The sequence below is a fragment of the Stutzerimonas stutzeri genome, from assembly GCF_051028275.1.
In the GTDB taxonomy this organism is placed as follows: Bacteria; Pseudomonadota; Gammaproteobacteria; order Pseudomonadales; family Pseudomonadaceae; genus Stutzerimonas; species Stutzerimonas stutzeri_AS.
In genome coordinates this window covers 416,073-436,359 of record NZ_CP069269.1, presented here as the reverse complement: position 1 = coordinate 436,359, position 20,287 = coordinate 416,073, and the positions used below count along the sequence as shown (strand labels likewise).

Below are 20,287 nucleotides of genomic sequence, written 5' to 3'. Positions count from 1 at the left end.
GTTTGTGGCCGTTTCCAGTGGCGTTGGTTCACTGCAACTGCCAGTGACCGATAGCAAGGGGCACATGGATCCTGGCGATTCGTAGCTGCCCACATGCGCTGAAGCACGGTCGCGCCTGTTGTCGACAGGCACAATGAATAACCCGATTGAGCAAGGAAGCTCCGATGAAAGCGCTATCTGCGTTAACGCTTTGTGTCCTATCTACGTTGACCTTTGCCGGCTGCCCCGACTGGCCTGACGGCCGCGCTGCCACGGAAATCGAAACGCTTGCCGCTCAGGTAGCGCGTTGGGATGACGCTTACCACCGAAGCGGTCAGTCGCTGGTCGATGACGAGGTCTACGACCAGACGCGGCAGCGTTTGGAACAATGGCAAGCCTGTTTTAGCGCCGCCACTCGCACGACATCCGATCCACTTGCCAGCAGTGGCGGCCCCGTGGCCCATCCCATCGTCCAGACCGGGCTCGCCAAACTCGGTTCTCTGGAGGACGTCAGAAGTTGGCTTGAGCCTAGGACGGACGTGTGGGTGCAGCCCAAGGTTGACGGCGTCGCGGTTACCCTGCTCTACCGTCACGGCGCATTGGTTCAGGCAGTCAGCCGCGGCAATGGCAGCCACGGTCAGGACTGGACCGCTACAGCACGGGAGCTGCCTGGCATCCCGTCTCGCCTGCCCGCAACAGATGAGATCATCCTGCAGGGCGAATTATTTTGGCGACTGGACAATCATATTCAGGCCGACGCTGGCAGCGTCGGCGCGCGCGCAAACGTGGCTGGTGCGATGGCACGGCAGACACTGGACGACGCCACCGCGAAACGAATCGGCCTGTTCATCTGGGATTGGCCAAACGGCCCGGCTGAGATGCAGGCTCGCCTCGACGGTCTCGGCGCGATGGGCTTTGAGCTGAGCGTCAAGCTGACCCAACGGTTACAGACCGCCGAACAGGCCCAGGACTGGCGCGACCACTGGTATCGTAATCCGCTGCCGTTCGCCAGTGACGGTGTAGTGCTGCGCCAGGGCAGGCGACCAGACGCCTCTCGCTGGCAAGCCCAGCCGCCACACTGGGCAATTGCCTGGAAATACCCGCTACGTACGGCTGTCGCTCATGTCCGCGATGTGCAGTTCAGCATCGGCCGCAGCGGCAAGATCACACCGGTGCTGGTTCTCGAGCCGGTTCAGCTCGATGACCGTCGCATCAGCCGCGTCAGTTTAGGATCACTGGAGCGCTGGGAAGCGGAAGACATTCGGCCCGGTGACCAGGTCGCGCTCGCGCTCGCCGGCCTGACCATTCCCCGCTTCGATGGAGTGATATGGCGCTCGCCGCTTCGCCAGCAAGTCGACGCACCTGATCCTCGGCGCTATCACACCTTAAGCTGTTGGCAGGCCAGCCCCGGCTGCGAGCAGCAATTCGTGGCACGCCTCGCCTGGCTCAGCGGGAAGAAGGGACTGGATCTGCCCCAGCTCGGCCCAGGAACATGGCGGGCATTGGTCGAGTCCGGCCGGATCGTCAGCCTGCTCGATTGGCTGCAATTCGACCAGCGTCGCTTGCAAGAGCTGCCAGGTATCGGCGAAGCCAGCGCCACGACATTGGCTGCAAGTTTCCAGCTAGCCCGCGAGCGCCCGTTCGCGCTGTGGCTGCAAGCGCTCGGTATGCCGCCAAGCAGTGGGGCTGCCCTCGCCGTTGATTGGGACGATCTCGCAGAGACCACCCTGGGGCAATGGCAAGCCAAGCCCGGAATCGGTGCAAAACGCGCCCGACAACTTCGAGCGTTCTTCGCCTCCCCAGAGGTAGCTCGGCTTGGTCAGCAATTGCGCGAAGCGGGGATAGCGGGGTTCTGACGGCACTTCGTCGTAAGGGTCCAGTCATACGACATCAAGAACAAGAAAGGAACACAGCGATGGCCGGCCGGCGAAACATTCTCGCTCTGACGTTGATGAGCCTTAGCGTTGCTCCGTTCGCAATTGGCGCTCCCGAGTCCGAGGCCGCATGCAGCAAAGCACGCGAACACATCAGCCAGCTGATCAAAGAGGCCCGCCTGAAGGGCGACAGCAGCCAACGCGCCGCGTTGGAGGCTCAGCTACAGAGTCTCACTGAGCGCTGCAGCGGTGTAGTTCCGCTGCAGGCCAATCATGATGAGATCGAGCAAGCTACTCGCTTGGCTACCGTGCGTGAAGCGCAGCTGCGCGAAGCACTGGGAACCGGTGACCCACAGGTGATAGAAATAAGCAAACGACGCCTGGATCAAGCGCGAAAGCAGCTGGACGCGGCCAAGCGCTAGGGTCAACACCGTCAGGCATCAATACGCACGAAATTCCTTGTGGCAGGCTTCGCACGCGTCCTCGACTTGCTGGAAAGCCGGCATGACGCTGTCAGTCGTTACGGGTTTTTGCGTGGTCGCGGCAACCAGCGCGGCCGTTCTGGCTTCAAGGTCGCGGGCCATCTTGTTGAACCGTTCCTGCTGCTGCCAGACATCATCGCGCGCATCGCTTTGCGCTTCCTTGACCTCCGGATAGTGCTGCCAAGGCTGGCGGGACAACTGATCCAGCTTCGACGCGCCCTCAGTGAAGCGTTCGGCGTCGAACTCCAGCCGACCACGTAGCATGCCGCCCAGATCTTCTTTGACGTCGAGCATCTCTTGGTAGATGGCCTTGCGCTTGCCGAGCGGAGAGTTCGGATCGATTCGATCACAGCCAACCAACAACGTCAGCAAGGCAATCAACGACACACTCAACGGCAACAGCTTCATGATTCGACCACTCGAAAATACAATGGTCGTCGATTATGGCGGCTGCCAACCGATTCACCAAACCTCACCCCACTACTGCGACCATTCACCGCCCCCGCTTTCGCAGTCGATTTTCGCCTGGGCGTGATCGGTGGCCTTGTAGTAGAAGGTAACGATGCGAGCCTGCTCGGGCACCGTCGTGGGTACCGGCGTGCTGGCCGCCTGGCTTCCGGTGGCACGCTCGTTGGCCAGCGTTTCGGGCGTCAGGGCTGCTACGCAGGTGCCGAAATGGCCGGCCGGACAGCTCTCCACTATTTTTCGACGGGAGTTCTTTACGGCTTCGTTATCCCGGCACACCCAGTCGATCTCGTTATCTTCCATGCCCTCGTAGCGGAAACACTTCTCCGTCACCACCGGTGGGGGCACCGAGCCGGACGTTTCAGCACTCACATAGCAGGAATTGGCGGTCGCCGGCAGACTGAGCAACGCGGCAGCGGCAAGTAGAACGGAACGAAGCAAGAGGCTCATAGTGGCGGCTCCTGAGGGACATACGCCCGGCGAAGTTCACCGAACATTAACGTTCGACCGCCCGGTCGCGGATGGAGTTCGCAATGGGTGGCGGCTCCTCGGAATCGCGCCTTAGTGCACGAATCGCCTGGCACCAATCACGTCATCACCGAGTCCACTCTGCACCCGCCCCGAAACGCTGACCTGAGGACCTCATGCTCGAACTATCGGCCATTTTCATCAGCCTCACAGCGCTGCTCGCCTATCTGAACTACCGCTTCATCGGCTTGCCGCCCACCATTGGCGTGATGGCCACTGCACTGGTTTTTTCCGTGATGCTGCACGGTCTGACGATGTTGGGCCTGCCGGTGTTGGAGGAGCAGATCGAGGCGTTAGTCGGGCAAATCGATTTCAATCACCTGTTAATGGACGGCATGCTCTCCTTTCTGCTGTTTGCAGGTGCGCTGCATATCAATTTGGCAGACCTGCGTGCTCGACGCTGGGCCATCGGCCTGCTGGCCACCGTCGGGGTGCTGTTCTCGACCGCCGTGATCGGATTCGGCAGTTGGTGGATTCTGGATCTTTTCGGGCTGCAGCCGCCGTTGATCTACTGCCTGTTGTTTGGCGCGTTGATCTCACCGACGGATCCGATCGCAGTGCTCGGTATCATGCGCTCAGCGGGCGCCCCACAGGCGCTGGAAACCACCATCGTCGGCGAATCGCTGTTCAACGACGGCGTCGCGGTCGTCGTGTTCACGGTGCTTCTGGGTGTGCTGGCGCGCGGGGAAGCACCCGGCGCCGGCGAGGCTATCTGGTTGTTTTTCGAAGAAGCCGGAGGCGGAATTCTGCTCGGTGCTCTCCTGGGAGCACTGACCTTTGCCCTGCTCAAGAGCATCGACCAATATCAGGTTGAAGTCTTGTTGACCCTGGCCCTGGTTCTCGGCGGCTATACCCTGGCCACGCACCTGCACGTGTCCGGCCCGATAGCCATGGTAGTGGCTGGACTGATCATTGGTAACCAGGGTCGCCGGCATGCCATGTCGGACCACACCCGAAAAAACCTCGATAATTTCTGGGAATTGCTCGACGAGATACTCAACGCGGTGCTCTTCGTGCTGATCGGCATGGAGCTGGTGCTGTTGCCATTCAACGCGCAATACCTGCTGATTGCGCTGTGCGTGACGCTGCTCATTCTCGGCACGCGCCTGGTGGCGGTCGGTCCGGCAGCCTTCCTGCTGCGTAAGTTGGGACGAGCGCTGCCCAACGGCACGGTGCGCATCCTGACCTGGGGCGGACTGCGCGGCGGAATCTCCGTCGCGCTGGTATTGGCGCTGCCTGCCAGTGAGGAGCGCAACCTCCTGCTGAACATCACCTATCTCATCGTGCTGTTCTCGATTCTGGTCCAGGGTTTGACAATAGGACGACTTGTCCGCCAGATCTGTACCCGCGCTAGTGCCAGCAGTCAATGACGAAGAGCGCACCGCCGAGCTTGGGATTGCGCGCGGTCGAAGCTATAATCGCCAGGCTTTACACCGCCGACACTGTTCGGCCGTGCCCGCCACCTGTCCGAGGGGCGCTGCAGCAGGGGAAAGCCTGTGTTCGATCTCGCAAGCCACGCGGCTCAATCTGTCGCGCCGTAGCAGATCTGAATCAGGTTGGACCTGTCAGGCTCGGGTAGGGCGTTAACCATACGCATCAACGGCGCCCATTCGCATAAAACGAATGGAGAACTCTTCAATGAGCGCTGTCATGACGCCTGCAGGTTTTAACGATTTCAAGGTCGCCGACATTTCCCTGGCCGACTGGGGTCGTCGCGAAATCATCATCGCTGAATCGGAAATGCCTGCTCTGATGGGTCTGCGCCACAAGTATGCTGGCGAGCAGCCGCTTAAAGGCGCGAAGATCCTTGGCTGCATCCACATGACTATCCAGACAGCCGTACTGATCGAGACGCTGACCGCGCTCGGCGCTGAAGTACGCTGGTCCAGTTGCAACATCTTCTCCACGCAGGATCAGGCCGCTGCAGCCATCGCGGCTGCCGGCATCCCAGTGTTCGCCTGGAAAGGCGAAACCGAGCAGGAGTACGAGTGGTGCATCGAGCAGACCATCCTCAAGGATGGCCAGCCGTGGGACGCCAATATGATCCTCGACGATGGTGGCGACCTGACCCAGATCCTGCATGACAAGTATCCGCAAGTGCTCGAGCGCGTGCACGGCGTGACCGAAGAGACCACCACTGGCGTGCATCGCCTGCAGGACATGCTGAAGAAAGGCACCCTGAAGATCCCGGCGATCAACGTCAACGACTCGGTCACCAAGAGCAAGAACGACAACAAGTACGGCTGCCGTCACAGCCTCAACGATGCCATCAAACGCGCCACCGACCACCTGCTGTCCGGCAAGCAGGCACTGGTTATCGGCTACGGCGACGTGGGCAAGGGTTCGGCGCAATCGCTGCGCCAGGAAGGCATGATCGTCAAGGTATCGGAAGTCGACCCCATCTGCGCCATGCAGGCCTGCATGGACGGCTTCGAACTGGTCTCTCCCTACAAAGACGGCCTCAACGACGGCACCGACGCGTGCATCGACACTGCGCTGCTGGGCAAGATCGACCTGATCGTCACCACCACCGGCAATGCCAACGTCTGCGACGCCGGCATGCTGAAGGGCCTCAAGAAGCGGGCTGTGGTGTGTAACATCGGGCACTTCGACAACGAGATCGACACCGCCTTCATGCGCAAGAACTGGGCATGGGAAGAGGTCAAACCACAGGTGCACAAGATCCACCGTACCGGGCCGGGCAGCTTCGATGCGCAGAACGATGACTATCTGATTCTGCTGGCCGAAGGCCGCCTGGTGAACCTGGGCAATGCCACCGGTCACCCGAGCCGGATCATGGACGGCTCGTTCGCCAACCAGGTGCTGGCGCAGATCCACCTGTTCAACGAGAAGTTCGCTGACCTGCCGGTCGCAGAAAAGACCAAGAACGTCACCGTGATGGTGCTGCCGAAGAAGCTCGACGAGGAAGTCGCTGCCGAAATGGTCAAGGGCTTCGGCGGTGTCATTACCCGCCTGACCCAGAGCCAGGCCGAGTACATCGGCGTGGAAGTCGAAGGGCCGTTCAAGCCGGATAGCTACCGCTACTAATCGAGGCCAGAACACATCAGCACTTCGGGCGAGTTATTCGTCCGGAGCGCGGTGTGGCTGATTGCCGAAAGGAATTGTCATGTCACAAACACGTAGCCATAGCTTCAGCTTCGAGTTTTTTCCAACCAAAACCGAGGCCGGGCATGAAAAGCTTCTGGCCACCGCCAGGCGCCTGGCCGAATACAAACCGGATTTCTTCTCCTGCACCTACGGTGCCGGCGGCTCGACGCGTGATCGCACGCTCAATACCGTGCTGCAGCTCGACGGCGAAGTGAAGGTGCCGACCGCACCGCACCTGTCCTGTGTGGGGGACAGCAAGCAGGAACTGCGCGAGCTGCTCAATCTTTACAAGGACGCCGGCATCAAGCGCATCGTCGCCCTGCGCGGTGACCTGCCGTCAGGCATGGGGATGGCCAGCGGTGAGCTGCGCTATGCCAATGAGCTGGTTGAATTCATTCGCACCGAAACCGGCGACCATTTCCACATCGAAATTGCTGCCTATCCGGAAATGCATCCGCAGGCGCGCAGCTTCGAGGATGACCTGGCCAACTTCGTGCGCAAGGCCAAGGCCGGCGCAGACAGCGCCATCACCCAGTACTTCTTCAACGCCGACTGCTACTTCTACTTCGTCGAGCGCGTGCGCAAGCTGGGTGTCCAGACGCCAATCGTGCCGGGCATCATGCCAATCACCAACTACAGCAAGCTGGCGCGCTTCTCCGACGCCTGCGGGGCGGAGATTCCTCGCTGGGTGCGTAAACAGCTGGAGGCCTACAGCGATGACATGGACAGCATCCAGGCGTTCGGCACGCAGGTAATCACCGAGATGTGCGAGAAGCTGCTCGCCGGCGGCGCGCCAGGCCTGCACTTCTATACCCTCAACCAGGCCGAACCCAGCCTGGCAATCTGGGACAACCTCAAACTAGCCCGCTGAACCTTATCCGGCTCCCTGAGAAAACAGGGAGCTGGCTAATGAACCTGCGAACTGCCACACTGTCCTACCAATGCGGTGTCAACAGGCTCTGTTATACTCCGCGCTTCCGCCAGGCTTACGCCCGGATGTCGTCATCGTCGAGATGCGGCAGGACCGGACGGGATCGCACGCCAGTCGCGATTCGAGCCAGGCATGACCATCCCAGGGCATCGCCCTATACACGACAGGATTACTCATGTCCTTTGCTTCCCTCGGTCTCTCCGAGGCTTTGGCCGGTGCCGTCGAGGCTGCCGGTTACACCCAGCCCACACCGGTGCAACAGCGGGCCATTCCCGCCGTGTTGCAAGGACGCGACCTGATGGTCGCTGCACAGACGGGAACCGGAAAGACCGGTGGCTTTGCCCTCCCCGTACTGGAAATTCTGTTCCCGGGCGGCCACCCCGACCGCGAAAACCGTCACGGTGCTCGCCAACCGCGCGTCCTGGTGCTGACGCCGACGCGCGAGCTAGCCGCCCAGGTTCACGATAGCTTCAAGCTGTACGCCCGCGACCTGCCACTGAAAAGTGCAGTGATTTTCGGCGGCGTCGGTATGAACCCACAGGTCCAGGCGATAGCCAAGGGCCTCGATGTACTGGTCGCCTGCCCTGGCCGTCTGCTGGATCTGGCCAACCAGAAAGCCGTCGATCTCTCCCACGTGGAAATCCTGGTTCTCGACGAAGCCGACCGCATGCTCGACATGGGTTTCATCCATGACGTCAAAAAGGTCCTGGCCAAGCTGCCGACCAAGCGCCAGAACCTACTGTTCTCGGCGACCTTTTCCAAAGACATTACCGATCTTGCGGGCAAGCTCCTGCATGAGCCGGAGCGCATCGAGGTCACGCCGCCAAACACTACGGTCGAGCGCATTGAGCAGCGCGTCTTCCGTCTTCCAGCCTCGCACAAGCGTGCCTTGTTGGCCCACCTGATTACACAGGGCGCATGGGAACAGGTGCTGGTCTTTACCCGCACCAAGCACGGCGCTAACCGCCTGGCCGAATACCTCGACAAGCATGGCTTGCCCGCTGTGGCGATTCACGGCAACAAGAGCCAGAACGCACGCACCAAAGCACTCGCAGACTTCAAGGCGAATGCCGTACGTATTCTTGTCGCGACCGACATCGCAGCGCGCGGCCTGGACATCGATCAGCTGCCACACGTGGTCAACTTCGAGCTGCCCAATGTCGAGGAAGACTACGTTCACCGTATCGGTCGTACAGGTCGGGCCGGTCGAAGTGGCGAAGCGATTTCGCTGGTAGCGCCGGACGAGGAGAAGCTGCTCAAGGGCATCGAACGCATGACCAAGCAGAAGATTCCAGACGGAGACTTGCTGGGCTTCGACGCCAGCACCATCGAAGCAGAAAAGCCGGAAGTTCGTGAGCCACGCCAACCGCGCCCGGCACGAAATGGTGAGCGTAAACCTCGTGGACAACGCGCCGCCAAGACCACCGAAGCGGCAGGCGGCGAGCCGAAGGCAGGTGATCGCAACCGTCGCGGTCGTAACAAGCCGCGCAATGGGCGTCCTGCACAGGGGGCGGCAGAGCAGACGGCCGCTGCACCGGTCAGTCGGCCTCCTCGCCTGCCAAGCGATCGCGATCCGGAAGTGTTCCTCGACGATGACTTAGACAACTTCGGTAACCGGGTCGATTACGTCAGCCCCTATCAGAACAAGCAGGGACGTGGTCGTCGTCCCGGCGCGCCGACGCAACCAGGCGGCCAACCAAGGGCCGCGGCTGGTCCACGCAATAGCGGCGGCGCGGCGGCAAATCAGGGCAAAGGCAAACGCCAGGGCCAGCCAGCTCGTGGTGGGCAGCCTCGCCGCAAGAACGAAGGTCGGCGGATCGACGGAGACCACGGCGGTGCTCGTCGGGATGTTGCTGAGAAGCCGAAGGAAAGGCAGCCAGTGATCATCCACAAGGAATCGAAGATCGACCGCTTGCCGACCATCGAACAGCTCGAACAGCTTCCCAGCCGACCGAAGGGTGAGAAACCGGCGTTGCTGACCCGAAATCGCTAATAGGCAATGTCTAGTCCTGAAATAGGTTTACACCTGTTTCGCCTAGATTTGCGTTATCTAGAACGCTCGATGCACTGCATCGGGCGTTTTGTATTTCAGGGCCATATGCGGTCGCTCTGTGTTGTAGATCCTGATGGCCTCGCTGACCATCGATCGGGCCTGTATCAGGTCATCGGGACTCGCTAACAGTAATTCGTTCTTCAGAACTCCGTTCACCCGCTCCGCAAGCGCGTTCTGATAGCAGTCGTATCCATCTGTCATCGAACACTGGACACCATGGCGCTTGTGCAGCGCCTGGTAGAGAGCCGAGCAATACTGTATTCCTCGGTCGGAGTGATGGACGAGTGCATGATTACCCTGCCGCTCTTTCAATGCCTGCCGGAACGCGACCGCGACTGATTCTGCTTGCAAGCCCTCATGGACGTGATAGCCGACGATTTTTCGTGAGTAGGCATCAGTGACCAAGCTCAGATACAGAGGGCCGTTTCGACCTGGCAGGTATGTGATATCCGCTACCCACACGTGGTTGGGCGCTTTCGCCTTGACCTGATCAGGCCCTGATTTGAGCAGGTTTGGGTGCCGATAAAAGCGATGAAAACTCTGGGTGGTCTTGTGATAGGCACGCTTGGGCTGGATCAATAACCGGCGCTCTGCCAGGATCTTGAACAGCCGATCACGCCCCACTTTCAAGCGATCATTGGCCTGGCTGCGCAGAAGATAATGCAGCTTGCGCGTACCGATCCGCGCTTGGCGCAGCCTTATGCGCTGAACATATTGCGCGACCTGTTCATCCTGTCTATGACGCTCATCAGCAACACGGTTGCGCTTGTAGAAGCCTGACGACTGATGGGTAGAAACTGGCAAGCCCTGACGATGGTCAGCCCTTGGATTTGTTCTTGCGAGAGGACTTGCCGGGTCGCTTTTTTACGATCGAGACGCCGTAATCCTTCTCCAGCACATCGACCACGGCTTCGAAAAACTGGGCCTTCTGACTCGTGAACTGAAGTTGTTGCTCCAGCTCCTTGATACGTTGCTCAGGCGTAAGGTCTTTGGGATCGGTCACGGCTTGGCTCCTGTCGGCTCGAATGGATGCCCCCTGGCTCCAATCCTGCCGACCATGCTTACGCAACCATACCAAAAAGGTGGATCGGCCCTGAATGCCGTAGCGCTGCTGAGCCTGTTTGTAGGTCAGCTCGCCTTTTTCGACCTGATCAACCACCGCCAATTTAAAGGTCAGCGAATAATCACGCTGTGTACGCTTAACACCTTGCTCCATCGAACTCTCCAAATTCGCAGGCAGAAGGTGCAAACCTTATTTAGGACGGGACACAACACAATAAAAAGCCGCCCGAGGGCGGCTTTTTATTGGCTCGGAGCCTAACCGAGCATGGAGCGGAGTATTAGCCCTCACTCGGCAACGGCTGAGCCTGCTCGTCCCACCCGCCGCCAAGCGCCTTGAACAGTTCCACCTCGCTGATCATCTGCGACAGTCGATCATTGATGAATTGCTGTTGCACTTCGAATAGCTGCCGCTGTGCATCCAGTAACGTCAGGTAGCTGTCGACGCCGGTGCGGTAACGCCGCTCGGCGAGGCGATAGTAGTTCTCGCTGGTCTCCAGCAGATCCCGCTGAGCCTGTACTTGCCTAACGTAGGTGGCCTGGGCAGCCAGCCCATCGGCTACTTCCCGGAAAGCGGTTTGTATGGCCGCTTCATATTGGGCCACCTGGATGTTACGGCTGATCTCGGCATAGTCGAGGTTCGCCCGCAGCTGCCCAGCATTGAAGATCGGCACGCTGATGCTTGGCGCGAAGCTCCAATAGCCGGAGCCACTGCCGAACAAACCGGAGAGTTCGCTGCTTGCCGTACCCACAGCGCCGGTGAGGCTGATACGCGGGAAAAACGCCGCCCTAGCCGCGCCAATGTTGGCATTGGCCGCAAGAAGCTGATACTCGGCCTGAATGATGTCGGGGCGCTTGTAGAGTAGATCGGACGGTAACCCCACCGGCACTGCTGCCAGCAAGTCACGCTCCAGCCGACCTTCGACCGGCAAGTCGATCGGAATATTCTGTCCGAGCAGCAGCGTCAGCGCGTTCCGGTCCTGAGCGACCTGTCGTGTGTAGCGCTCGATACCAACGCGGGCGGTGTCCACGGCGCTGCGCGCCTGGCTCAATTCCAAGGCGGTCGCGACGCCCACATCGAAGCTGAGCTGGGTCAGTGAAAGGCTTTCCTCATAAGCCTTGAGTGTCTCGCGACTGACCTGCAACAGGGCCTGGTCGGCCTGCAACGTCAGCCAGGCATTGGCCACACTGGCGATCAGACTGATCCGCGTGCTGCGCTGCGCCGCCTCCGTGGCGAAATACTGTTGCAGGGCCTGCTCACGAAGACTGCCCAATCGCCCAAAGAGGTCCAGTTCCCAAGAGACGCCGAGCGTAGCACTGTACTGACTGCTGATGGCGCCTTCCCCGGTCTGGTTCAGATCGCCAGGGGTCCGCGTACGATTGCCGCCGGCGTCAGCGCTTACCAACGGCAGCACATCAGCCCGCTGCACGCGATAGAGCGCCCGATAAGCATCGACATTCAGCGCCGCCACCCGCAGATCGCGGTTGTTTTCCAGGGCCACGCGTATCAACTCACGCAGCGCGGGGTCCCTGAAGAAGGTCTGCCAGTCCATTTCCATCGGCTGCCCTTTCGCCGCGCTGATCGAGCCTGTGTAAGCCTCACCCTGAGGCCAGCTGGAGGGCGTCGGCGCTTCCGGGCGCTGATAATCAGGCATTAACGAGCAACCGCTCAGCACCGCCAATAGTGCCAGGCTCAGTATTGACTTGTTCATTGCGCCTCTCCGTTTTGCTCGTAGCCGGTCTTCTTGCGCTTACCCAGCGAAGACACCACGACATAGAACAGCGGTACCCAGAAAATCGCCAATACCATGGCGCTGAGCATGCCGCCGATCACACCGGTACCGATTGCATGCTTACTGCCGGCGCCCGCCCCGCTGGAAATTGCCAGCGGAAGCACGCCAAGCATGAACGCCAAGGACGTCATGATGATAGGACGCAAACGAATACGACAGGCCTCGATCGCGGCTGCGGTCAGCGTCATGCCCTGTTCATGCAAGGTCTTGGCGAACTCGACGATCAAGATTGCGTTACGCGCCGACAAGCCTACGGTCGTCAGCAGCCCGACCTGAAAGAAGACGTCGTTCGACAAACCGCGGCCCATGGTGAATGCCAGCGCACCGACAATGCCCAGCGGCACGACGAGCATGACCGAGAGCGGAACCGACCAGCTCTCATACAGCGCCGCAAGTGCGAGAAATACCACCAGAAGCGATAGCGCATAAAGTGCTGGCGCCTGCGATCCGGACAACCGCTCCTCATAGGACTGGCCGGTCCATGAATAACCGATGCCCGCTGGCAACTGCTCGGCGATTCGCTCGACTGCGGCCATCGCCTCGCCGGAGCTATAACCCGGTGCGGCCGCACCCAGAATCTCCATCGCAGGTACACCATTGAAGCGAGTCAGCTTTGGCGGCCCATACGTCCATTCACCGGTGGCGAAGGCGGTAAACGGCACCATCTCCCCAGCCGCGTTGCGCACATACCACTTGCCAAGGTCTTCCGGGTTCATCCGCGAGGTGGGTTCGCCCTGCATGTAGACCCGCTTGACCCGACCCCGATCAATGAAGTCATTGACGTAGCTCGAGCCCCAGGCAATGGACAGTGAGTCGTTGATTGCCGCCAGGGACACCTGATGCGCCCGCGCTTTCTCGTCGTCGATGATCAAGCGATACTGCGGTTCGTCGCGCATCCCGTTGAAGCGAACACCGGTGAGCGTCGGGTCCTCGGACGCAAGCTGCATGAATTGATCTCGCGCCTTGGTCAGCGCCTCATGACCAAGCCCGGCCTGGTCCTGCAGGTACACGTCGAAACCGGTGGCGTTGCCCAACTCCATCACCGCTGGCGGCGCGAAGGCGAACACCATGGCGTCGCGAAGGCTGAAGAAATAGCCCTGGGCGCGCTCAGCCAGGTCAAAAACGCCCTGCCCAGGCTCAGTGCGCTCTTCCCATGGTTTGAGCATGATGAAGGCCATACCTGAACTCTGGCCGCGGCCTGCGAAGTTAAAACCGGTGATGGTGAATACCGAATTGACCGTCTCGCTTTCCTCGGTCAGCAGATAATCCCGCATCTGTTCAACAACCTCCTGGGTGCGACTCGCGGTCGAACCGGCAGGCGTCTGCACCTGGGCGAACAGCACACCCTGATCTTCCTCGGGAAGGAACGCGGTTGGGATACGGGTGAACATCCAGATCATGATCCCGACGATGAGCAAGTACATCAGCAGGTAGGGCGCCTTGTGCCGCAGCACGGCAGCAACGCCACGCTCGTAGCGCAGGGTGCCGCGTTCGAAGGTGCGGTTGAACCAGCCGAAGAAGCCACGCTTACCCTCGTGATCACCGCTATGCGGCTTGAGGATGGTCGCGCACAGCGCCGGCGTGAAAATCAGCGCGACCAGCACCGAAAGCACCATGGCCGAGACGATGGTGATGGAGAACTGACGGTAAATCACTCCGGTAGAGCCGCCAAAGAACGCCATCGGCAACAGTACGGCGGAAAGCACCACGCCGATTCCCACCAGTGCACTCTGGATCTGCCCCATCGACTTGCGAGTGGCCTCCCGCGCTGAGAGGCCCTCCTCGCGCATCACCCGCTCGACGTTTTCCACCACTACGATGGCATCGTCTACGAGCAGACCGATCGCCAGAATCATGGCGAACATGGTGAGCGTGTTGATGCTGTACCCGAACGTCAGCAGGACCGCGAAGGTGCCAAGGATGACCACCGGCACAGCCAGCGTCGGGATCAACGTGGCCCGCAGATTCTGCAGGAACAGGAACATCACCAGGAACACCAGCACGAAGGCTTCGATCAGCGTGTGGACTACACCTTCGATAGAGGCCGAGATGACCGGAGTCGTGTCGTAGGGATATACCACCTCGACGCCTGGCGGGAAAAACGGCTCCAGCTCAGAAATGGTTGCGCGCACCGCTTTTGCCGTATCGAGTGCGTTGCCGCCTGCGGCAAGACGTATCCCCAGGCCCGCGGCCGGCCGGCCGTTGTACTCGGCGCGAATCGCATAGCTTTCAGCCCCGAGCTCAACCCTGGCCACGTCGCGCAGGCGCACCTGTGACCCATCAGCATTGACCTTCAGTAAGATCTTTTCAAACTGCTCGGGCGTTTCCAGCCGGGTCTTGCCAATGATCGTGGCGTTGAGCTGCTGGGTTTCAACCGCCGGTAGGCCGCCGAGCTGTCCGGACGAGACCTGAACGTTTTGCTCCTGTATCGCTGACCGCACGTCTACAGCAGTGAGCTGGTACTGCTGCAACTTCGCCGGGTCGAGCCAGATACGCATCGCGTACTGAGCACCGAATACCTGGAAGTCTCCGACGCCCGGCGTACGCGAGATCGGATCCTGAACGTTGGCCACAATGTAGTTGGCCAGGTCATAGTTGGTCTGCTGACCATCCTTGGACACCAGTGCCACGACCATCAGGAAGTTACGTGCCGATTTCGACACGCGTATACCTTGCTGCTGGACCGCCTGCGGCAGCAGGGGCGTGGCCAACTGTAGCTTGTTCTGTACCTGTACCTGCGCGATGTCAGGGTTGGTGCCCTGTTCGAAGGTCACGTTGATCGTCATGCTGCCATCGGAGTTGCTTTCCGATGAGATGTAGCGCAGCCCATCGAGGCCATTGAGCTGCTGCTCGATGACCTGGACGACGGTGTCCTGGACAGTTCGCGCCGAAGCGCCCGGATAATTGACCGAGATCGATACGTTCGGTGGTGCAATGCTCGGATATTGATTGACCGGCAGGTTGAGGACTGCCAGCGCTCCGGCAAGCATCAGCACCAGGGCGATCACCCAGGCGAAGATCGGCCGGTCGATGAAAAACTTGGACATGTCTGTTTATTCCCCTTGGCCAGCTGCGGCTCCAGCCTGACCACCGTCCTGCCCGGGCTGCTTGACGTTACCGGCCGGCTGCGGATTGACCTCGACACCCGGGCGAATGAACTGCAGCCCTTCGGTGATTACGCGATCACCTGGCTGCAAGCCTTCACTGACCAGCCAGCGATTACCGACTGCGCGCTCGGTCTTGATCTGACGCAGCTCCACCTTGTTGTCGGCGCCCACCACCATCGCCGTCGGCTCGCCACGAGCGTCACGGGTAACGCCCTGTTGTGGCACTAGCAATGCTTGTTCTCGCACACCAGCCGGCAGCCGCGCGTGAACGAACATGCCGGGCAGCAATTCCTTCTCAGGATTTGGAAACTTGGCGCGTATGGTGACCGAGCCGGTGCCTTCGTCCACAGATACCTCGGACACCTCCAGCGTACCGTCATGCGCATACTCGGAGCCGTCCGGCAGGATCAGCCGGGCCTTGGCCGCGCTGTCCCCGGCCTGCTGCAGCCGGCCGCTTTCAAGATCGCGCCGCAGGGCAATCAGATCCTGCACCGGTTGTGTGACATCGACATAGATCGGATCAAGCTGCTGGATGGTGGCCAATTCTTGCGCCTGGCCATTACTGACCAGCGCCCCTTCGGTCACCGCAGAGCGGCCAATGCGGCCGGAAATGGGTGCGAGCACCTTGGTGTAGCGAAGATCAATCTTCGCCCGCTCGAGCTCGGCCTGGGCCTGTAGAGATGCAGCCCTGGCCTCGTCATGGGCTTGCTGGCTTACCGCCTGCTCCTTCACCAGCAGCCCATAGCGATCCGACAGTGACTTGGCCGAGGCAAGCCGCGCCTGCGCACTTTTCAACGTGGCCTCGTATACGGCCGAGTCGATCTGATAGAGCTGTTGACCCTTCTCAACTTCGCTGCCTTCGGTAAACAGGCGCTTCTGAATGATTCCGCTAACCTGCGGCCGGACCTCGGCAACACGGAAGGCCGTGGTTCGGCCCGGCAGTTCCGTAGTCAGTTCGAACGGCTCGGCCCCAAGCGTGACGATGCCGACCTGAGGAGCCGGCTGCCCCGCTGGCGCAGCCGCTTGCTCCTCCTGACAGCCGCTTATCAAACCGACGGCAACGAAGAGGGGAATCAGAACAGCACTGGCTGGCTTGATTGGCATCAGGAATAACCTCATTGAACAGACAGCCCCGGGGCAGAACAGCCGGGCAGACTCGAATGGCAGAATGCGGGGAATATACTTACATGCAGGAGTGTTTGTAAACAGCTGATCGCGTCTCGGACGGGCTATCGCGCCGATAGTAATTTCATGAAGAATGCTGCCCTTCCGATGTGCAAGATCGTCACTTGCTCCTAAAGCAGAACGCCGGCTTTGCGCCGGCGTCCTAGTGACTGCTTCCGGTTACTGGCGGATGCCTTCAACCGAGATGATCAAATCTACAGTCTGAGACGCTGGGCCAAGATCCATCTTGATATCGAAGTCCTTCAACTTAAGCGTTGTTGTACCCTCGAAGCCCGCACGGTAGCCGCCCCATGGGTCCTTACCCTCGCCGAGGAACTTGGCAGCGATGACGACCGGCTTGGTCACGCCGTTGAGTGTCAGGTCGCCCGTAATGTCCGCAGTACCGTCTCCGGTCGGCTTGACCGAAGTGGACTGGAATGTTGCAGTCGGATGCTTAGAGACGTTCAGGAAGTCTTCGCTGCGAAGATGCTTATCGCGCTCGGCATGGTTGGAGAAGACGCTGTCAGTCTGCAGCGTGACTTTTACGCTGCTCTCTTCGGGTTTCGCTGCATCGAAACTGAAGTTGCCGTCGAATTCCTTGAACGAACCCCACAGCCAGCTATAGCCGAGGTGGCTGATCTTGAAGTTAACGAAGGCGTGTTGGCCTTTTGTGTCGATGGCGTAGTCGGCAGCAAATGCCTGGCCAGCAAGCATCATCGAGCCCAAGGCGAGTGCAGCGAAGCTTTTTTTCAACATGGGATACTCCTTTTTAGGTTTGTCAGGCATCGGCGCGTCCGAACATCCGCTTGAGCGTCGGATCGCGATCGATGAAATGGTGTTTGAGAGCCGCCAGGGCATGCAGGCCGGAGAAAATCACCAGTCCCCAGGCGAAGTATTCGTGGATCAGGCCGGCTAGATCTTCCTGATTCGGAATCGATGTAATCAGCGCAGGCACTTCGAACCAGCCGAACACGCTGATGCTGCGGCCGTCTGCAGTCGAAATCAGGTAACCCGAAATCATCACTGCGAACAGGCCAAGATAGAGCGTACCGTGACCCGCCTTGGTCGCCAGTCGGGTTAACCGGCCGTGGGTGGCGAGTGGCGCTGGACCGCTGTTAAGGAAGCGCCATGTGACTCGTAGAATCATCAAGGCCAACAACAGCAGACCAATGCTTTTGTGGATGTCCGGCGCCGTGCGATACCAGCTGCTGTAATAGGTCAGCCCGACCATCCAATACCCCAGCGCGAACAGCCCGACCACAGCGACAGCCACCAGCCAATGCATCGTGATGCTGACGAGACCGTAGTTGCTGGAAGAATTGCGCCATTGCATTGCTGAAATCCCGAGCTGATGAACGCGCTTAGCCTAACGGCTAACAGATCGAAATGAATCGCATTTTTTCGTTTCAAAATATCGGCCAAGCAGATAGATCGGCGGCGCCTGAACGGGCCGCTAAGCAGTTTCTGCTAGGCTGCGCCAATGCCTAGCCCGAGGAGCAATGATGAGCCTGAACGACAGCTGGATGCAGCGTGACCTATCCGTACTCTGGCACCCATGCACCCAGATGAAAGACCACGAGCAACTTCCGCTGATCCCGATCCGGCGGGGCGAAGGTGTTTGGCTCGAGGATTTCGACGGGAAGCGCTATCTGGATGCCGTCAGCTCTTGGTGGGTCAATGTGTTCGGACATGCCAACCCGCGCATCAATCAACGTATCAAGGATCAGCTCGATCAGCTTGAACACGTCATGCTTGCTGGCTTCAGCCACCAGCCGGTTGTCGAGCTGTCGGAGCGACTGGTGAACATCACGCCTCCCGGACTGGACCGGGTGTTCTACACGGATAATGGATCGACCGGTATTGAAGTCGCGCTGAAGATGAGCTTCCACTACTGGCGCAATACCGGGCACCCACGCAAGCAACGCTTTGTCACCCTGACAAACAGCTACCACGGTGAAACAGTCGCAGCCATGTCGGTGGGCGATGTCGCATTGTTCACGGACACCTACAAGCCACTGTTGCTGGACACTTTCAAAGTACCCAGCCCAGATTGCTACCTGCGCCCGGACGGTGTGAGCTGGGAAGAACATTCGCGCACCATGTTCTCCCATATGGAGCAAACGCTTGCTGAGCATCATGAAGCCATTGCCGCTGTGATCGTTGAACCCCTGATTCAGGGCGCAGGTGGCATGCGCATGTACCACCCCATCTACCTGAAGCTGCTGCGTGAAGCCTGCGACCGGTACGATGTGCATCTGATTCACGACGAAATTGCCGTCGGCTTTGGCCGCACCGGCACCATGTTTGCCTGCGAGCAAGCCGGTATTACGCCGGACTTCCTCTGCCTGTCCAAAGCCCTTACCGGGGGCTACCTGCCGATGGCGGCTGTGTTGACCACGGAAAAGCTGTACCAGGCGTTCTATGACGACTACGCGACATTGCGCGCCTTCCTTCATTCGCATACCTATACCGGCAACCCTCTCGCCTGCGCAGCGGCGTTGGCCACGCTGGATATCTTTGAACAAGACAATGTCATCGAAGCCAACAAGCCGCTGTCTGAACGAATGAAAACAGCCACGGCTCATCTGAGCGACCATTCGAAGGTGGCCGAGGTGCGCCAGACCGGTATGGCGCTCGCTATTGAAATGGTCCAGGACCGAGCCAGCAAGACGCCCTATCCGTGGCAGGAGCGTCGAGGCTTGAAGGTCTATCAGCACGCCTTGCAGCGGGGTGCTCTGCTGCGCCCGCTAGGAAGCGTTGTGTACTTTCTGCCGCCGTACACCATCACCGAGGAACAAATCGATTTTCTCGCTGAGGTGGCAACCGAAGGCATCGACATTGCGACACGTGCAGACATCAGCGTTGCGGTCCCAGTAGGCGCGCCGGATGAGTTCCGTGATCCGGGCTAGCCGGACGCGGGCTACAGGCGCGCCCGGTAAACCATTAAACTGCCGCTTCTTTTATCGCTTGTAGCCCGCCCATGCGCCTATCCCGTTTTTTTGTCGATGCACCCTTGTCGCTGGGCCTCCAGCAGCTGCCGGAGGCGTCCGCTCATTACATCAGCCGAGTGCTGCGGTTGAATGTGGGTGCAGCGGTGCAGCTCTTCGATGGCAGCGGTACAGAATTTCGCGGCGAGCTGACCGAGGTGGGTAAGAAGCAGGTCGCAGTCACGTTGCGGGAGCAGATGGCGGGGCTACCCGAGTCAAACCTGCACATCCATCTCGGACAAGGTCTGTCACGAGGCGAACGAATGGACTGGGCTATACAGAAGGCGACCGAACTAGGCGTTGCAGAGATCACACCAGTTGTTAGCGAACGCTGTGAAGTACGCCTGAACGAGGAGCGAGCCGATAAGCGCCTGGCTCACTGGCGACAGATCGCCATTAGCGCTTGTGAGCAATGCGGTCGTTCGGTCATACCCACTATTCACCCTCCGACGCCCCTGAAGGACTGGGTGCAGCTGGAAGCGGAACTTAAATTGGTTTTGCATCCGGTAGCAGGGCCGCTATCAGCACATCAGCCACCCGCCACCGTAGCGTTTTTGATCGGCCCTGAAGGCGGCCTGACTGACAGCGAAGTCGAGCAGGCACGTGGCTCCGGTTTTCAGCCGGCTCGCCTTGGACCACGGGTGTTACGCACTGAGACCGCGCCTGTGGTAGCCCTTAGCATCGTCCAGCAGCTCTGGGGCGACTTCCCAGCTTGAAGTCGGGCGGCCTGGAACTTCAGACCCTAGGGTCTTGGGTC

At 59.9% G+C, this 20,287-nt stretch carries 15 protein-coding genes, 1 pseudogene and 1 riboswitch; of the genes and pseudogenes, 8 read left to right on the top strand and 8 right to left on the bottom strand.

Features of this window, described 5'->3' with window-relative positions; translation table 11 throughout:
* The first annotated feature begins 164 nt into the window (after positions 1-164).
* Both ligB and JQR87_RS01965 read left to right on the top strand, forming a co-directional pair.
* Positions 165-1,835, top strand: a complete 1,671-nt coding sequence (ligB, locus tag JQR87_RS01970) for an NAD-dependent DNA ligase LigB (protein WP_407293118.1) — start codon at positions 165-167, stop codon at positions 1,833-1,835.
* Between the two features lie 59 nt (positions 1,836-1,894).
* Entirely contained in the window at positions 1,895-2,275 is a 381-nt protein-coding gene (locus JQR87_RS01965) for a DUF1090 family protein (RefSeq protein WP_407293120.1), read from the top strand.
* An 18-nt stretch (positions 2,276-2,293) separates the two neighbouring features.
* Here the strand turns inward: JQR87_RS01965 and JQR87_RS01960 are convergent, their stop codons facing one another.
* Both JQR87_RS01960 and JQR87_RS01955 read right to left on the bottom strand, forming a co-directional pair.
* The gene (locus tag JQR87_RS01960; protein WP_407293122.1) at positions 2,294-2,743 is read right to left on the bottom strand and encodes a c-type cytochrome; all 450 of its coding nucleotides are present in this window, start codon (positions 2,741-2,743) and stop codon (positions 2,294-2,296) included.
* A 72-nt stretch (positions 2,744-2,815) separates the two neighbouring features.
* Positions 2,816-3,250 (bottom strand): hypothetical protein, encoded by a 435-nt coding sequence (locus JQR87_RS01955; RefSeq protein WP_407293125.1) that lies wholly within the window; start codon positions 3,248-3,250, stop codon positions 2,816-2,818.
* A gap of 194 nt (positions 3,251-3,444) precedes the next feature.
* Between JQR87_RS01955 and JQR87_RS01950 the strand changes: the two genes are divergently transcribed.
* From JQR87_RS01950 to JQR87_RS01935, 4 genes are all read left to right on the top strand, one after another.
* The gene (locus JQR87_RS01950) at positions 3,445-4,698 is read left to right on the top strand and encodes a cation:proton antiporter (RefSeq protein WP_407293128.1); all 1,254 of its coding nucleotides are present in this window, start codon (positions 3,445-3,447) and stop codon (positions 4,696-4,698) included.
* A 93-nt stretch (positions 4,699-4,791) separates the two neighbouring features.
* Positions 4,792-4,943: riboswitch (S-adenosyl-L-homocysteine riboswitch) on the top strand.
* A 23-nt stretch (positions 4,944-4,966) separates the two neighbouring features.
* On the top strand, positions 4,967-6,376 hold the full coding sequence (ahcY, locus tag JQR87_RS01945) for an adenosylhomocysteinase (protein WP_407293131.1): 1,410 nt from the start codon (positions 4,967-4,969) through the stop codon (positions 6,374-6,376).
* Between the two features lie 79 nt (positions 6,377-6,455).
* Positions 6,456-7,307: a methylenetetrahydrofolate reductase [NAD(P)H] gene (metF, locus tag JQR87_RS01940; RefSeq protein ID WP_407293133.1), complete on the top strand. Its 852-nt coding sequence runs from the start codon at positions 6,456-6,458 to the stop codon at positions 7,305-7,307.
* Between the two features lie 235 nt (positions 7,308-7,542).
* On the top strand, positions 7,543-9,360 hold the full coding sequence (locus JQR87_RS01935; RefSeq protein ID WP_407293135.1) for a DEAD/DEAH box helicase: 1,818 nt from the start codon (positions 7,543-7,545) through the stop codon (positions 9,358-9,360).
* 57 nt (positions 9,361-9,417) lie between these two features.
* Here the strand turns inward: JQR87_RS01935 and JQR87_RS01930 are convergent.
* The 6 genes and pseudogenes from JQR87_RS01930 to JQR87_RS01905 form a co-directional block, all read right to left on the bottom strand.
* Positions 9,418-10,636, bottom strand: a pseudogene (locus JQR87_RS01930) (IS3 family transposase).
* 124 nt (positions 10,637-10,760) lie between these two features.
* Entirely contained in the window at positions 10,761-12,191 is a 1,431-nt protein-coding gene (gene adeC / locus JQR87_RS01925; protein ID WP_407293138.1) for an AdeC/AdeK/OprM family multidrug efflux complex outer membrane factor, read from the bottom strand.
* Positions 12,188-15,319, bottom strand: coding sequence for an efflux RND transporter permease subunit (locus tag JQR87_RS01920; protein ID WP_407293141.1), 3,132 nt, complete (start codon positions 15,317-15,319; stop codon positions 12,188-12,190). The genes adeC and JQR87_RS01920 overlap by 4 nt, the downstream gene beginning before the upstream one ends.
* Positions 15,320-15,325: 6 nt before the next feature.
* Complete coding sequence (locus tag JQR87_RS01915) at positions 15,326-16,483, bottom strand: efflux RND transporter periplasmic adaptor subunit (RefSeq protein WP_407293143.1); 1,158 nt, start codon at positions 16,481-16,483, stop codon at positions 15,326-15,328.
* 240 nt (positions 16,484-16,723) lie between these two features.
* Complete coding sequence (locus JQR87_RS01910) at positions 16,724-17,299, bottom strand: YceI family protein (protein WP_407293146.1); 576 nt, start codon at positions 17,297-17,299, stop codon at positions 16,724-16,726.
* 22 nt (positions 17,300-17,321) lie between these two features.
* Entirely contained in the window at positions 17,322-17,876 is a 555-nt protein-coding gene (locus JQR87_RS01905) for a cytochrome b (RefSeq protein WP_407293149.1), read from the bottom strand.
* Positions 17,877-18,045: 169 nt separating this feature from the next.
* On the opposite strand from JQR87_RS01905, the gene JQR87_RS01900 reads away from it, so the two are divergent.
* A complete protein-coding gene (locus tag JQR87_RS01900; protein ID WP_407293152.1) occupies positions 18,046-19,452 on the top strand; it encodes an adenosylmethionine--8-amino-7-oxononanoate transaminase in 1,407 nt (468 codons plus the stop codon).
* Between the two features lie 71 nt (positions 19,453-19,523).
* Entirely contained in the window at positions 19,524-20,246 is a 723-nt protein-coding gene (locus JQR87_RS01895) for a 16S rRNA (uracil(1498)-N(3))-methyltransferase (protein ID WP_407293155.1), read from the top strand.
* Positions 20,247-20,287: the final 41 nt, after the last annotated feature.